The sequence below is a fragment of the Massilia sp. Root335 genome (genome assembly GCF_001425685.1).
In the GTDB taxonomy this organism is placed as follows: Bacteria; Pseudomonadota; Gammaproteobacteria; order Burkholderiales; family Burkholderiaceae_D; genus Telluria; species Telluria luteola.
The window spans coordinates 28,509-44,189 of the sequence record NZ_LMCY01000022.1 but is presented as its reverse complement, the minus strand read 5'-3'; the positions used below and the strand labels follow the sequence as shown (position 1 = coordinate 44,189).

The 15,681-nt window shown below is 67.2% G+C and carries 8 protein-coding genes; 1 reads left to right on the top strand and 7 read right to left on the bottom strand.

What is annotated here, in order from left to right; all coding sequences use genetic code 11:
• Positions 1-12: 12 nt before the first annotated feature.
• The 4 genes from ASC93_RS13765 to ASC93_RS13750 all read right to left on the bottom strand — a co-directional run bounded on the left by ASC93_RS13765 (position 13) and on the right by ASC93_RS13750 (position 9,647).
• Positions 13-2,790 (bottom strand): TonB-dependent receptor, encoded by a 2,778-nt coding sequence (locus ASC93_RS13765; RefSeq protein WP_056442763.1) that lies wholly within the window; start codon positions 2,788-2,790, stop codon positions 13-15.
• Positions 2,791-3,100: 310 nt separating this feature from the next.
• Positions 3,101-4,375, bottom strand: a complete 1,275-nt coding sequence (locus ASC93_RS13760) for a DUF2264 domain-containing protein (protein ID WP_056442760.1) — start codon at positions 4,373-4,375, stop codon at positions 3,101-3,103.
• Positions 4,376-4,391: 16 nt separating this feature from the next.
• A complete protein-coding gene (locus ASC93_RS13755; RefSeq protein WP_056442752.1) occupies positions 4,392-6,755 on the bottom strand; it encodes a beta-galactosidase in 2,364 nt (787 codons plus the stop codon).
• Between the two features lie 24 nt (positions 6,756-6,779).
• Positions 6,780-9,647: a TonB-dependent receptor gene (locus tag ASC93_RS13750; RefSeq protein WP_056442749.1), complete on the bottom strand. Its 2,868-nt coding sequence runs from the start codon at positions 9,645-9,647 to the stop codon at positions 6,780-6,782.
• A gap of 296 nt (positions 9,648-9,943) precedes the next feature.
• Here ASC93_RS13750 and ASC93_RS13745 point away from each other — a divergent pair, with 296 nt between their 5' ends.
• Complete coding sequence (locus tag ASC93_RS13745) at positions 9,944-11,023, top strand: LacI family DNA-binding transcriptional regulator (RefSeq protein WP_056442746.1); 1,080 nt, start codon at positions 9,944-9,946, stop codon at positions 11,021-11,023.
• Here ASC93_RS13745 and ASC93_RS13740 read toward each other — a convergent pair.
• The 3 genes from ASC93_RS13740 to ASC93_RS13730 all read right to left on the bottom strand — a co-directional run bounded on the left by ASC93_RS13740 (position 10,962) and on the right by ASC93_RS13730 (position 15,657).
• Complete coding sequence (locus tag ASC93_RS13740; RefSeq protein WP_056442743.1) at positions 10,962-12,314, bottom strand: MFS transporter; 1,353 nt, start codon at positions 12,312-12,314, stop codon at positions 10,962-10,964. The genes ASC93_RS13745 and ASC93_RS13740 overlap by 62 nt on opposite strands.
• A 135-nt stretch (positions 12,315-12,449) precedes the next feature.
• A complete protein-coding gene (locus ASC93_RS13735; RefSeq protein ID WP_229412719.1) occupies positions 12,450-13,619 on the bottom strand; it encodes a glycoside hydrolase family 88 protein in 1,170 nt (389 codons plus the stop codon).
• 10 nt (positions 13,620-13,629) lie between these two features.
• Positions 13,630-15,657: a heparinase II/III family protein gene (locus tag ASC93_RS13730; protein WP_056442736.1), complete on the bottom strand. Its 2,028-nt coding sequence runs from the start codon at positions 15,655-15,657 to the stop codon at positions 13,630-13,632.
• Positions 15,658-15,681: the final 24 nt, after the last annotated feature.

Below are 15,681 nucleotides of genomic sequence, written 5' to 3'. Positions count from 1 at the left end.
CCCCCGCCAGCCTTAGAAGGCCATCCGCAGGCCGAGGTTGATGCGGCGGCCGTCGTTTTCCAGCGTGAGGAACTGGCTGTCGTTGTTGGCGTACTCGTGCACCTTGGCGTTCGTCAGGTTGATGGCGTCCAGGTACAGCGACAGTTGCGCGGTCAGGTTGTAGCGCAGGCTCGCATCCGTCTGGCCGTAGGCCGCGCGGTTGCGCGGCAAGGTGCTGCCGCCGCCGCAATCGATCGAGAAGTGATTGCGCCAGTTATAGCTGGCCCGTGCCTGGAACTTGCTGTTTTCGAAGAACAGCGACGCGTTGTACGACTGGCGCGACAGGCCCGGATAGCCGCAGGTCACCGGACCCGAGTCGGTATCGCGGTTCGCTTCCGCATCCACGTAGGTGTAGTTCGCCGTCACGCCGAAGCCCTGCAGCAGCGGGTGGATGTTATCGAACGCAAACTGGCCGGCCAGTTCCGCGCCCTTGATCGTGCCCGTCTGGCCGTTGCGGATGCGGGTGTCGTGCACGATCTCGGTCGGATACTGCGCGACCTTCGTGTCCTCCAGCGTCGTCTCCAGGAAGTCCGACACCTTCTTCATGAACAGGGCGGCGCTGACGTAGTTCGTCTTCGACAGATACCATTCGTACGACACGTCGTAGTTATTCGAACGCATCGGCTTCAGGTAGGGGTTGCCGCCGCCGCTGGTCACATAACCCACGCGACCGCCGTACGAATTGCTGACACCCATCTGGCCCAGCGTCGGACGGGTCAGCGTCTTCGATGCGCCGAAGCGCAGCAGCATGTCGGACGTGAGGTCGAACTTGACGTTGGCGGACGGCAGCCAGGCGTTGTAGCTGCTGCCGACCGAATTCGTCTGCATCGGGCCCCAGTTCTGGATGTACGTCGTGTCGTTCGGGCTCTGAACGGCCGACAGCAGGACGCGGCTGGTGCCCGAGGACTCCGATTTCACGTGCATGTAACGCAGGCCCAGGTCGCCGGACCAGCCGTCGCCTTCCCACTTCGATTCGACGAAGGCGTTCGCCACCTTTTCCTGCACGGCCCACAGCGACGGCTTCGTGTAGTCGATCGCCATCGGGCCGTTCGGATAGATCGACTTGTCGGCGTAATGGGCCGGGTCGTTCGATTGCGGAATCAGGGACGGCTGGTTCAGGTAAGCCATGTAGGCGTACGGGTCGAAGCTCAGGAAGTTCGGCGGCACGCCACCGCCGTCGCCGAACGGATTGCCCAGCGGCGTCACCGTGAACAGCGACGACGGCAGCGACACGTGGTAGCCGGAGAAGGCGTTCCACGAATCGGCGCTCCACGAAATGTGCTCGACCTTGCGCTGCGAGTACGCGCCGCCCATGTCGAGCCCCTTGAACACGCCCATGTCCGGCGTCCAGGACGCGTTCAGGCGACCTTCGTGCAGGTTGTCGTGGTTGGTGTCGATGTTGTTGCCGACGGCGTGGGCGCGCACGGCCGACGGGTCTGCGATGCCATCGCCGAAGGTCACGGTCGGGGTCGAGCCGAACGTCAGCACGTCGCCGTTCTTCGGCACCATGCCGGCCACGATCCACAGGTCGGGATAGCCGATCGCGGTGCGCGACGTCGACAGGTCGGCGTCCAGTTTCCAGTCCGGCGACAGCGTCCACTTCGAATTCACGCCATAGGCCAGCGTGGTCGACAGGCGGTCGCCACCCTTGACGATCATGTCGTTCGAATTGGCGTCGGTCAGGATGCCCGCCGCGGCCAGGCCCGGATTGTTGGCGACGAAGGCCGAACCCGGACGATCGAAACCCGTCACCTGGCCGTTCGCGTCGTATTTCACGTTCAGCTGGGTCGGATTCATCCAGTCGCTGATGGCGATCACGTTGTTGCGCTGGTTCAGGCGCGAATACAGGGCGTCGGCCGTGATCTTCCAGGTGGACGACGGATTGTATTGCACCGTCGTGTTGGCGACGAGGCGCTTGCGGCTCTCGTCTTCGTTCTGGAAGCCGTAGCTTTGCGGCATGAGCAGCTTACGGGTCGTGACGTCCGCTGCCGTCAGCCCCTTGGAATTCAGGTCGCCGTTGATCGTCTTTACGTCCAGCAGGTTCCAGGCGTCGTTGAGGGCTTTATATTGCCGCGATGCGCGGTCCGTGTACGACAGCGAACCGGACACGCCGAAATTCTTCGCCGCGTTCGCGTACGAATACAGGGCGCTGACGTTCGGCGTGTTCTTCTTCGAATTCGAGTCGTACGAATCCGACACGTTGACCACCGTCGACTGGCCGGCCTTTCCGGACAGCGGGCGCGCCGTCTGGATGTCGACGGTCGAACCGATGCCGCCCTCCGGCAGGAAGGCCTGCGACGTCTTGTACACCAGGGCTTTCGAGATCAGGTCGGACGACAGCACGTCGAACGAGAATTCGCGGCCGCCCGTGTCGCTCGTCATGGTGCGGCCGTTGATCAGCACATTATTGAATTCCGGGCCCAGGCCGCGCACCGAGATATAGCGGCCCTCGCCGTTGTTGCGCTGGATCTGCACGCCCGTCACGCGCTGCAGCGACTCGGCGATGTTCGTGTCCGGGAACTTGCCGGCATCCTCGGCCGACACGGCGTCGACGACGCCTTCCTGCAGCCGCTTGGTCATCAGCGACGAGCTGAGTGACGCGCGGATGCCGCTGACCACGACCTGCTGCACCGAGCTGTCCGCGGGCTGCGCCGCCGGCTCGGTCGTGGTCTGCGCGCCGGCGTAGGCGGTCACGCACAGTTCGGCGATCAGCGCCGCCAGTACGGTTTTATAGATTCTGCTGTTGTCCATGTCTGTTATCTCCCTTGCTCCGTTTATATGACTGCTTGGTTTTCGATCGACCCATGCGCCCGATGCGACAGGCGTTAGAGGTAACGTTGTCGCATTACGGCGCAAAAGCGGGGGCTTTACGCCGATGCCGTCCGGCTTACGGACGGGCGGCGCGCATCGGTCTTCGCGGAATTACGTGTCGCCCTTGTATTTGTTTAAGGGGCGCACGAAATAATTGTACGTAGCAGTGCAATCGTTACCACTATTGATTCTTTACCGTCTGGCATGCCATAAACATATAGGACGATGCATATCGCATGCCGTTGCGGGTTCAGTAATTGACGGCGTAGTCTTTCGGGAACGGCCGTCCGGCGAAGGCTTTTTTCTGCGTCCAGTCCTGCAATGGGCTCGTCCAGTACGAATCGTCCGCCGGCAGGCCCAGCGCCAGCAGGCTTTCCGACGCGATGTACATGCTGCCGTTGTTGGAGTAGATGTCGGCCAGTTCCGGATGGTGGCCGACGAAGCCGATGGTCAGGTAGCCGTCCTTCGTGAAATTGGTCGGGTCCGTCCACACGGCTTCGTGCACGGCCTGCAGCGCCGCGCGCACCTGGCCTTCGGGCAGGCTGGCCGGCAGTTGCTTGCGCCAGGCCAGCAGGCCCAGTGGCTGGAACACGGCCGTGCGGTAGGTGAGCGAGCGCCCGATGGGCGGATAGGTGCCGGTGGGCGAGATGAAGCGCTCCAGGTGTTCGGAATAACGCTGCATGCGTTTCACGGCCTGGGCGCGCAGGTCGGCCGGCTTGCCGTTCCAGAACGGCGCATTGTGCCGCTCCAGCACTTCGAGGATCTCGACCAGCATCGGGTACATCACGTACGAGTTGTAGTAGTCGAAGTGGAAGGTCTCGCCGTCCTTGATCCAGCCGTCGCCCACATACCATTCGTTGACCTTGCGGATGGCGACGTTCGTGCGCATCGGATCGGCCTGTTCGCCCACCGACAGCAGGAAGGCCTCGTTCATCGCCGCGAACAGCATCCAGTTGATGTACGGGGGTTCGATGCTGCGCAGGCCCTTGATCTCGGCGACGATGCGCTGCTTCGTCTTCGCGTCGAGCGGTTCCCACAAGGCCTTGGGCGCGCGGATCAGGGCGTTCGTGAAGTAGGACGAGTCGACGAGCGCCTGTCCGCCGGCGTGCCAGCCCAGATAGTCCGGGCTGGCCGGGTCGACGGCGTGCGCATAGCTTTGCAGCGCGAGCTGGCGCAGGCGCGCCCGCAGGCGCCCTTCCGCCGAGGCGTCATCCGGCAGCGCCAGCCACGGCGCGATGCCGGCGATCAGGCGGCCGAAGCATTCCAGGTAGGCCACGTTCGGACTGCGGCCATCCCAGGTGGGGCTCAGTTCGAGCGGGAAGCGTTTTTTCAGTTCGCCGCGCGCCATCGCGGCGAGGACCGGCTCGGCCATTCTTTGCAGCAGGCCGAGCATCCACTCGCGCTCCGCGCCCGGGCGCGCGTGGGCCGCCGGTGTTGCTGCCGCCGTCGCCGCGGCGGCGTCGGCGCCCAGGCCCAGCGCGCCGGCGGCTGCCGCGACGCTGCCCATGAAGTGTCGTCGTTTCATGCGTGTTCCTTATTCTTCATTGTTCGACCACCAGCCCGTCGCCGACATAGGCGCGGAAATGGCGGATGCGTCCCGTGACGCCATCCGGTCCCTGGCGCGGCACGTAGCGCAGGCCGGCCACGTCCATCGAACGACCCAGGTCGATCACGAGGCGGTGCGGGTACGCATCGCCCTTCAACGCCGTGTGCCAGTAGTCGCTGTTCTGCCCATTGATCGCGTTCAGCGCCCCGCCGTCTTCCTTCGTGGCTTCCTCGCTGTCGACCCAGGCGATGGTCCAGTTGGACTGGTCGAGCGTCTTGCCGTCCTTGTCCAGCAGGGCCAGTTCCGCCACGGCGGCATACGGCTTGCCGTCGAACGCGTCGAGCGCCTCCAGGCAGAACTGGCGGCCGGCCTTCGGCGCGGCGAAGCGCACGTTCTGCGTCTGCGAGCCGGGCGCGAATTCGCCGTCGTACACCGGTTTGACGCCGTCCAGGTGCAGGCGCGCGGTGCTCGGCGGACGCGGGAAATCCCGTTCGCGGTGCAGCTGGTCGAGGATCGGCATGGCCAGGCCGGCGATCGTAGGCAGTCCCTGTCCGCGCGGCCCCGTCAGGTCGAGCACGACGACCTCGTTGGGGCCCTTGCGCAGCCACGGTCCCGGCAAATACATCGTCTGCGTGGGGCCGATGCTCCAGAAGCGTCCCAGGCAGCGGCCGTTGACCCAGACGACGCCCTGCCCCCACGCCGACATGTCGAGGAACGTGTCGTCCGTGCGCGCGGTATCGAAGCCGCCGCGGAAGAACGCGGCGCCCTTGCCGCGTCCCTTCTTGAACGCCAGCGGCGGCAGCACGCCGTCCGCGTCGAAGTCGATGGCGCGGATTTCCCAGTTCTCCAGCGGCTGCGCGGCGCCGCCTTTCGGCGTGAACGTCACGGGGCCGTGCAGGCCCTTGCGGTCGTGGATCTCGACGCCGAAGTTCACGCGCGCGATCGTGTAGAGCAGGATCTCGAGCGTGGCCGGCTTGCTGCGCGCCGGGACGTCGACCTTGTAGCGGCGGTAGCGCGTGTCCAGCGTGCCGATCGGCTTGCCGTCCAGGTGGACCCACGCCAGGTCGCGGGCCCTGGCCACTTCGACCACGCCCGCCGGCCCCGCGGGCAACGTGACGCGATACGACACGAGGCCGCGGCTGATGTCGTACTGCTCGATCGGACGCGGCGACACGTCCTTGACGGCGCGGGCCGGCATGGCCGACTTCACGGCCACGGATTCGGCCAGCGCGAACGGAGATATCGTCATCACGGGCATGCGCGGCGGCGGCGCCGGCAGCTTTTCGCCCGGTGCCAGGAACGGCGTGATGGCGGCGCGGTAGGCGTCGAACTTGTCGCCGATCCAGCCCGCTTCGCCGATCGGCGCGTCGTAGTCGTAGCTCGTCGTGTCGGGCCGGAACGGGCGGTCGCAGCCGCCCCACAGGCCGAACGTCGTGCCGCCGTGCGCCATGTACAGGCTGAACGAACCGTTCGCCTTGAGCATGGCCGCGATGTCGGCCGTCGCCCCTTCCACGCCGCCGCGGCGGTGCGGCGCGCCCCAGGTGTCGAACCAGCCGGAATAGTATTCGCCGCACATCCGCGGCCCCTTCTGCACGGCGTCCAGCGCCTTGAAGCCGGCGGCCGGATCGCTGCCGAAGTTCGCCACCGTGAACAGTTCGGGGATGTAGGTGCGCGCGACGGCATTGGTCGGATTGCACTGGAACAGCGGCACGTCGAAGCCGGCGTCGAGCAACGCCTGGCGCAGCACGCGCAGGTAGCCGACGTCGTCGCCGAAGAAGCCGTACTCGTTCTCGACCTGCACCATCAGGATGTTCCCGCCGCGCGTCACCTGCTGCGGCCCGAGCACCCGTCCGACTTCCGCCAGCCAGCGCCGCGCGGGTGCCAGGTAGGCCTCGTCGCGCGTGCGCAGGAAGGCGTCGCCGGGGTGCTTCAGCAGCCACCACGGCAGCCCGCCCATCTCCCACTCGGCGCAGGCGTACGGGCCGGGGCGCAGGATCACCCACAGGCCCTCTTCCTGCGCGAGCCGGCAGAATTCGGCGGCGTCGCGCTGCGCGGCCCAGTCGTAGCGGCCTTCGCGCCACTCGTGGTAATTCCAGAACAGGTAGGCGCACACCGCGTTCAGGCCCATCGCCTTGATGGTCTTGAGGCGGTGCGACCAGTACTCGCGCGGCACCCGGGCGAAGTGCATCTCGCCGCAGCGGATCTGCAGGGGCTTCCCGTCCAGCAGGAAGTCGTGGTCGCCGATCGCGAAGCGGTGCGAGGCCGCGGCGTGGACGGTGGCGGTGAGCGGCAGCAGCGCGCCGCCCAGCGCGGCGGCGCTGCCTTGCAGCAGGCGCCGGCGTTGGAAACTGATGGTCATGTAGTCGTCGTCGAGGTTCGAAAATTACAGCTTGCCGCGGATGCCGATCTTGATCGTGCGGCCGTCGTACTTCGCATAATCCATGCGGCTACGGTGACCGTCGCCGTACTGCCCGGTCGCGTCCTCGAAATAATCGTACGACAGCGTGTTGGACAGGTTCAGCGCATCGATGCGGAGTTCCAGGTTCTCCGACAGTTTATAGCTGATGTTCCCGTCCAGGTAGCCCCGCGCGGCGCGCCAGCGGATCAGGTCATCGCCGTTGTTCTTCGGATTATCCGGGTGCAGCGAGCGGCCCTTGTAATTGTACGAGAGACGCATGGCCAGGGGGCCGCGCTCGTAATAGGTCGTGAAACTGTACGCGTACTTCGGCACCGAGTTGACCGCGATTTCCTTGCCGGCGTTCGTGATCCATTTCTGGCTGTTGAACGGGTCGATGTGCGTATAGCTGCCCAGCGCGCCGAGGCCCTTGAACGGCTCCGGCAGGAAGGTGAAGTCCTGCTGGTACGCGAGCTCGTAGCCTTTCAGCGTCTGCTGGCCCGCGTTGCCGTAGGTGCGCAGGGTCATCGGCAGGTTCGGGTCGACGTGGCCGTTCGCGTCGTGGAAGATCGCGCCCAGCGCCGTGTCGGGCAGGCCCAGTGCGCCGAACGTGGTCTGCGTCGTGCTCGAGACGGTGGCGTCGGTCAGCTCTTTCTTGAAGTACGCGGCCGACAGCAGGCTGCCCGGCTTGAAATACCATTCGAGGCTGGTGTCCAGGTTCTTCGACTGCTGCGGCTTCAGGTTCGGATTACCCGCCGTGGCCGTGTTGTCGAACGGGTTCGGGACGACGGTCTGCGCGGCGATGATCGACAGCGACGCGCGGCTGATCGTCTTGCCGTACGACGCGCGCCAGATCACGTCGTCGGTCAGGTCATAGGCGGCGCTGACGGCCGGCAGCACGTTCGTGTACTTGCCGTGCTCCTCGTTCGGCGCATAGGTGTTGCCTGCGCCCGACTTCTTGTAGTTGTCGATGCCCAGCTTCGTCTGCGCCCAGCGCACGCCGGCGTTGATGCGCAGCTCGCGGGCCAGCACCTCGCCCTTGAAGTCGGACTGCACGAAGCCCGTCGTGACCTTCTCTTCCGCGCCGAAGCTTTGCGCCGGCGTGAACGCGTCGCTGGTGTTGTAGGCCAGCGGATCGTACGTGCCCATGGTGTAGCTGCGGGTGAACGTCCCGAACTGGTGCGGCCAGCCGTCGCCCATGTCCAGGTTCGAGATCGGCAGGTTCGACACCATATTGCTGCGCAAGCCCGCGTCGCCGGCCTGTTTCAGCTTGGCCACCATGGCGGACGTGCCGTTGCGCTTCTCGACGCTTTTCGTCGTGTCGACGTACACGAGGCCGCCCTTGAAGTGGCCCGTCCAGTCGCCCCACAGGTCGTAGTCCTGGTCCAGCACGAGGCGCGCCTGGCGGGCCTTGTCCGTCTCGCGCGTCCAGCCGGTGTTGATGTCGAAGCCCGTGAAGTTGGCGGGGTTCGTGTAGTCGACGGGCGACGACATCGACGGATACACGTGGTCCGGACCGTAATCGATGGTGGTATCGACGCCGAAGATCTGGCCCGACAAGGTGTCCTGGTAGCTCGTCGCGTCGCTGTTGTTGGCCGACAGCTGGCCGGTCAGCACCGTGCCCTTCTTGACTTCCCAGCGGCCGTTCAGCGCGAGGTAGCCGAACTTGGTCTTGTCCTCGCCGTACGTGACGCCGCTGCTGTACGACGTATTGCCGAAGGTGCCCGTCAACAGGTCCGACGCCGGATCGATGTGCACGTCGAGCGGCACGAGGCCGTTGTGGCCGGCCTGGCCGGCCGGCGCGTTGCGGTTCGTCGTCTTGCTGTTGCGGATCAGGAGGCCGTAATACAGCTCGTCGCGGCTGTTCTTCAGCTGCGAGGCCAGCCCGTCCAGGCTGATATTCAGGCCGCCTTCCTTGAACTGCAGCGACGACACGAGGCCGTCGCGCGAGCGCCGGTTCTGCGAGCCGTAGAAGCGGTAGATGCGCGGCAGCAGCGCGTTGTCGACCTGGTCGCGCGTATAGCCCGACAGGTTCGCGCGCGGATCGTCGTAGTCCAGCTGCATGGCGAAGTTGCCCAGCACCGGCGAGGCGCTGCCGCGGCGCGAGCTGTTGTAGCCGCCGGTCGCCTCGAAGCCGGAGCGGTTGTTGACGGCCTTCGAATGCGCGACGCCGGCCAGGAAGCCCCAGTGTCCCCACGTGTTCGAATACAGCGCGAAGCCGGTCGGATCGGCCTTCTCCGACATCGTGTTGTACGCGGCCGAGACGGCGTAGCGCACGTTGCGCTTCGGGTTGTCGAACGGACGCGGCGTCTGCAGGTCGACGACGCCGCCCATGCCGCCTTCGGTCAGCTCGGCCAGCGGGGTCTTGTAGAAGTCGACGCGGCCGAACAGTTCGGATGCGAACACGTCGTAGTTGAAGCCGCGTGCGGCGCTGCCGATGGTGCTGGTCGACGTCGTGTTCACCGGCGCGCCGTTCAGCGTCGTCACCGAGTATTCGGTCGGCAGGCCGCGGATCGAGATGCGCTGGCCTTCCGCCGAGCTTTCGTCGCGGTTCAGGATCACGCCCGGCACGCGCTGCAGCGACTCGGCCACGTTCGCCTCGGGGAACTTGCCGATGTCCTCGGCGACGATGGAATCACGCACGCCGACGGCCTGCTGCTTGAGGTTCAGCGCCTTCTGCAGGCTGGAACGGAAGCCCGTCACGACGACGGTCGTGGTGGCGGGTGCGTCCTGGGCCGGCGGGGCCGGCTCGGTCGTGGGGGCGGCAGGCGGCGTGGTTTCCTGCGCCAGCGCCGGGTTGCCGTAGGCGGCGGCCAGGGCCACCGGCAGCAGCGTGGCGAGCAACTTCTTGTTCATCTTGTCTCCATCCTTGTCTCGTTGTTGGGCCTGTTCGTGCCGGACTGGGGCATTGTCACGGTAGTCTTTACGCCGGCTGATGGTCACGTTACCACAGGCGATTATTAAAGAGCAATAGCGCACTAACGCAGTCAAATTTCTCGTAACCCGTTGTTTTTTCGATGAATTAGTCGAGGTTTCGGCAATTTTTGTGTCGCGAAACGACGACAGGCATACCAAAGAGTCATACCTTTGATGAATTTTGTGATGTACGTTGTCTCATTATTCCGTCAAACTTCGTGTTTTACGGATGCCCCATGCGCAAAGTCAGCAAACTCAGTGAAGTCGCCCGGCTCGCGGGCGTTGCGCCGATCACGGCGTCGCGCGCCATCCGCGGCGAAGGTTATGTCTCGGCCGAGGCGCGCGAACGCATCCTCGCCGCCGCCGCGCAGCTCCAGTACACGCCCGACCCGCTGGCGCGGCGCATGCGCGGCGACCGCGGCCGCCTGATCGGCGTGTTCGTCAACAATTACGGCCCCGTCGTGCTGCACGAGATCATCCGCTTTCTCAGCACGCATGCGCGCGCCCAGGGCTACGACCTGTTGCTGTTCAACGCGGACCGCTTCGACAGCCCGGACCGCATGGCCACCTGCGACCTGCTCGGCAAGCTGTGCGCCGGCCTGCTGCTCGTGATGCCGAGCGCGGACGACCGCTATCTCGACGCCATCGAACGCCAGCAGCTGGCCAGCGTCGTGCTCTGCTTCGACGCGCGCCCGCTCGCCGTGCCGGTCGTGGCGGCGGAAAACCGCCTCGGCGCGCGCACCGCCGTCGACCACCTGCTGGCGCTGGGCCACCGCCGCATCGCCTACATCGCCGGCAATCCCGGCACCGGCCAGAGCGCCGAGCGCGAACGGGGCTACCTCGACGCGCTGGCTGCGGCCGGCATCGCGCCCGACCCCGCGCTCGTCGTCAACGGCGCGTTCGTGCAGCCGGGCGGGTATGCCGCGACCGAGCAGCTGCTCGCACTGCCCGTCCCGCCGAGCGCGATCTTCGCGGCCAACGACGAGATGGCGTTCGGCGCCATCGACGCCGTCAACAGCCGCGGCCTGAGCGTCCCCGGCGACATCTCCGTGATCGGCTACGACGACATCCCGACGTCCAGCTGCGTGTTCCCGAAACTGACGACGATGCATCAGCCGTTCGACGCCATCGCCGCGTACGCGGTGCGCGAGGTCGTCGGCATGATCGCGGGACGGCCGACGGAGCCGGCGCGCATCGCCTTCCCGGCCAAGCTGGTCGTGCGCGGATCGACGGGGCCCGCGCCGCACGCGGACGTCACGCCGACGACGCCGCGCCGACGCGCCCGCGCGCCGCGCGCGACAGCCGCCGGAACATGACCAGGCTGGCCCCGGCCAGCAGCGCCCCGGACAACAGGGTCAGGCCGTAGTCGTGGCCCGTCGAATCCAGCATGGGGCCGAGCAGGAAGCTCAGCGCGATGTTGGACGTCGAGAACAGGAAGCGCTTGGCGCCGTCGAACTGCAGGAAGCGGGCGCGCGGGAACAGCGCCATCGGCAGCGACGCGGCCGCCGTGTAATACGTGCCCGCCACCACGACGTGCAGCACGTAGACGACGGCGAAACTCGGCAGGTCGTGCACGGCCAGGAAACCGCCGCAGGCCACGCACAGGTACAGCCCCATCGTCCACACCGTCACGTTGGCGGCGCTGTAGCGGTCGACCATCCAGCCGATCACGGACGACAGGCCGATCGACAGCGCGTATGACGTCGCCAGCAGCTTGCCCAGCACGGCCTTGTCCATGCCCAGCGAGTCGGCGTACAGCTGCGAGAACGTATTGAAGGGCATGAACGTCAGCTCGGATGCCGTCAGCGCGAGGAACACGAGCAGGAAGTAGCGGTCGGACAGGCATTCGCGCCAATAGGCCCGGCCCATGGCGCGCCACGAGTTCGGACTGCCCGGCGCGCCCGGCCCGTCCACCGCCGGCGGGCCGTACTCGCCCTCCTTCAGGCGCACGCACATCAGCATGCAGGCGGCGCCGAAGAACAGGCCGATGCCCAGGAAGACCTCGCGCAGGTGATGTTCGGTGAGGCGGAACAACCACAGGTTGAACAGGATGCCGGCCACCAGGCTGACGATGCGGAATCCCGCGTAGAAGCGTCCGAGGACGCTGCGCGGCACGATGTCGTTCACGAGGCCCGCATACAGGGCCAGCGTGACGAGCGCGACGCCCTCGAACACGGTCCAGAACACGCAGAACCACGCGAGCACGCAGGCGTCCGCGCCGGGCGACAACACCCCCAGCAAACGGTCGGTGGCGCGGCCGAACGCCGTGCAGTTACCCAGCGCGACGAGGACGAGCGCGGCGACGGGCGTGATCCCGACCAGGAACGGCAGGCGCCGCCCCCAGCGGCTGCGGAAGCGGTCGGAGCGGAAGCCGACGATGGGCACGAGCACGCTGCCGAGCAGCGCCGGCAGCGCCGACACGAGCACGGCGATCATGGTGTCGCTCGCGTGGTGCTGCCGCAGCAGTTCCATCACGCCCGGGATGGCCGAGCGGTCGCGCAAGGCGATGGCGAATTCGCCGAACAACAGCCAGAACAGGACGATGCCGAGGCCCGCCGCGGTATAGCGCAAGGTGCCGACGGCGTAGGCGCTTTTGTCTTCCAACATGGACGCGTTTCCCACTAACAAGAGCTAAAGCATCGCCCCAGCTTAAAGAAACCGCAAGCTTTTTCGTTCCCCAAAAAAAAGACCTGCCATCCCTGGGCAGGCCGAACGCGGGCGCGCGGCCCGCGAAGGAGAGAATCAGCGCGCGAGCTTCGCCATCTCGGACGCGGCCAGCAGGACGGCGCCGACGCCGAAATGCGCGGTCGAATCGCGGTCGACCACCTGGCCGGGAATCGCGCGGTCGCCGATCGGCTGGACGTAACCCACCTTGCCGTCCGGCTGGATCGCGGTGTGCGTCAGGTACTGCCAACCGCGCGCCGCGACCGGCAGGTACGTCGTCCGGTCCAGCAGACCGTTGTTGATACCCCACAGCATGCCGTACGTGAAGAACGCCGTGCCGCTCGTTTCCGGGCCGGGCGCGTGGGCCGGGTCGATCAGGCTGCGCGTCCAGTAGCCGTCCGGGCTCTGGATCGTCGCGAGCGTCTGCGCCATCGCGCGGAAGCGTTCCTCGAACATGGGGCGGTACGGGTCCTCGCGCGGCAGGTCGGCCAGCACCTTGGCCAGCGCCGCGAACACCCAGCCGTCGCCGCGCGCCCAGAAATCCTTCTTGCCGTTGACGCTCTTGTGCTGCGGGTAGACGTAGCGCGCGTCGCGGTAATACAGGTGCGTGTCGGCGTCGTACATCAAGCCGTTCGCGTACTCGAAATAGGCGACCATCTTGTCGAGGTAGCGCCGGTCGCCCGTCAGCTTGTACATCTTCGTCATCACGGGCATGACCATGTACAGGCCGTCCGCCCACCACCAGTAATCGTTGCGGCCGGTGCCGATCTCGTAGCCCATCACCTCGCGCGCGCGCGCGACCCGGCGCGGGTCCTGCGGGCCGAGGCGGTACAGGTCGAGATAGGTCTGGAAGCACACCTGCCAGTCGCCGAACAGCACGTGGTCGTCCGTCTCGCCGTAGGTGAGCTTCCACTCTGCCTTGTCGTCCGACTTCGCGCCCTTCCAGCCGTTGTAGTCGGCCCAGCGCTCGGAGTACTGGCGGTACGCCTCGTTGTGGGTCACTTCATAGGCCGCCATATTCCCCGTGTGGTAGGCGGCCACGTTCCAGAACGCCCATTCGGTCGCCGGCGTCTTGCGCTGCCAGTAGCCGTTCACCTTGTCGATGACCGCGAGCGCCTCCGCCCGCGACGGCAGCGCCGCACGTGTCTCTTGCGCCGGTACGGCCGCATGGTTGCCGCCCATGTCCGCACAGCCGGCCAGCAGGAGCATGCCGCCGGCCAGGACGCCGGCCATCACTCGCTTGTTCAATTTGACTCCTTCAGGTTTCATGTTCGATCGTTACGTCCAGGTCGCCCGCGGCCAGCGGCTGCTGCGCCACCAGGCGGATGCGGTACAGCGTCCCGCCCCATTCGTGTGCCAGGCCCGGGTCGGCCAGCGGCAGCGGCTCGACGTCCGCGCGCAACCGGCGCGGATCGAAGCGCAGCCGCACCGTCCGGCCGCCGGCCACGGGCAGCGCCACCATGCCCGGTGCCGCCGCGTCGGGCCGGCGCGGCGTCATGAAGACGAGCGCCACGGGCGCCGCGCGGGACAGCGCGAACGTCTCGCGCAGGCTCACCGTCTCCGTGTCCCGGCGCAGCGCGACGCGGCGCTCCCAGGTCTCGATGCCGGCCTCGGGACCGTACGCCGTGGCCAGGTCCATCGTCATGCCGGTCTCGTCCCGGCCGTCGTCGACGCGCAGCCGGCCCGCCCGGTCGCGCGCATCCCTGCCCCGCTGCATATGGCCGCCGACGATCGGCAGGTTGTGGAAGCCCGACTGCATGGTCCAGATGGTGTAGCGGTCCTTGCCGAACGTCTTCGCGGTGTACGCTTCCACGCCCGGATCGACGAACACGGGCAGGCCGTCGTGGAACACGATGAAGCTGCCGGAATCGTGGTGGCCGTGGCTGCGCGCATTGGACGCCGCCTGCACGGCGAGAAAGAAGCCCTGCGCCGAGCCGGCCTGCGCCCGGGCCGTCATCAGGCCGAGGGCGGGATACCACGACGCGCGCTGCAGCGCGTCCCTGGCGGCCGTGGCGCGCATCCGCGCGACTTCCAGCACGTCGGCAACGTCGCGCGCGAGGCGCCCCTGATCGGACAGGGCGATGCCATGCCCGGGCGCGCGGAACGCGCCGAACGCGGCCAGCCCGCCGTCGCCGGTCGCCCGGCCGAAGCGGTGCAGCAGCGGCGGCGAATGGTGGACCCTGGCGTGCGCATCGCCGTAATTCACGAACCAGTCGCCCGCCACGTGCACGTCCAGCACGTAATGGCCCATGCGCCGCACGAACGGGTCGGCCGCCAGGCCCGCGCCGGGATTCGCGGCGCCGCCGAGCGCGGAGTCGAGCGCCATCAGGCAGTCCAGGTAGGGGCCGGCGGACATCGCCCAGTAGCCGGGCCCCTCTTCGCAGGCGCCGTCGTCCGAATAATCTTCCAGGAAGCGGTCGAGGCAACCGCAGATCTTGAGCGTGGCCGCGATGCGGCGCTCCGGGTCCGGCTCCAGCAGCAGGTTCGCTTCCAGCCAGCTCGACCCGATCCACGACGTCCAGTTGTTCAGCGGCGCCCGGCGCCCGTCGCTCCCGGCCGTCAGGCCCATCCACTTGAAATCGTCGCGCTGCCAGCCCGGATCGAGGATGCGCCGCTTCACTTCCGCCGCGATCCGCAGCGGCAGCAGCGGCGACAGCTTGCGCAGCTGCGCGCCCACGAGGTAGTGGACGTAGGCCAGCGTCACGCCCGTCTCCGCCGCGAACAGGTCGATCACGGGTTCCTGCGCATCGGGCAGGCCGACGCCGCTTTTCTGCATGCCGCTGTGCGCGGGCAGGCCCCAGAACGTTTCTTCGCATACGTGCCAGACGCCGTCCGCGATCGCGTGCAGATAGCGCCCCTGGCCTTGCACGCACTCCGCCAGCACCAGGCCCGCCAGGCGGCTGCGGCGCTCGAAATAACGTTGTTCGTAGCGGGTGCGGTTGCCGTTTTCGGCGAATTCGAGGAACAGGCTGGCCGGCAGCTGGGGCCACTCGGTGCCCAGCCAGGCATCGGCGCGGGCGACGAGCGCCGCCGTCACGTCGGCCGGCACGCGCGCCCACGCGGCGCGGTCGCCGGCCTGCGGATAGGGATGCCACGCGTCCGCGGGCAGCAGGTGCCGCCTGAGCAGCGCCTCGTCGGCGACGGTGCGCAGGTAGCGCTTGGGCACGCGCGGCCCGAGCGCCGCGGCGCCCTGCACCGCATCCTGTCCCGCCGCCGCGCCCGCGCGCGGACCGGCCAGCAGCGCCAGCGCGCCCAGCCCGCGGGTCAGCGCATCCCTTCGATTCATGTCGTCTCCCGTATGAGGTGAGAC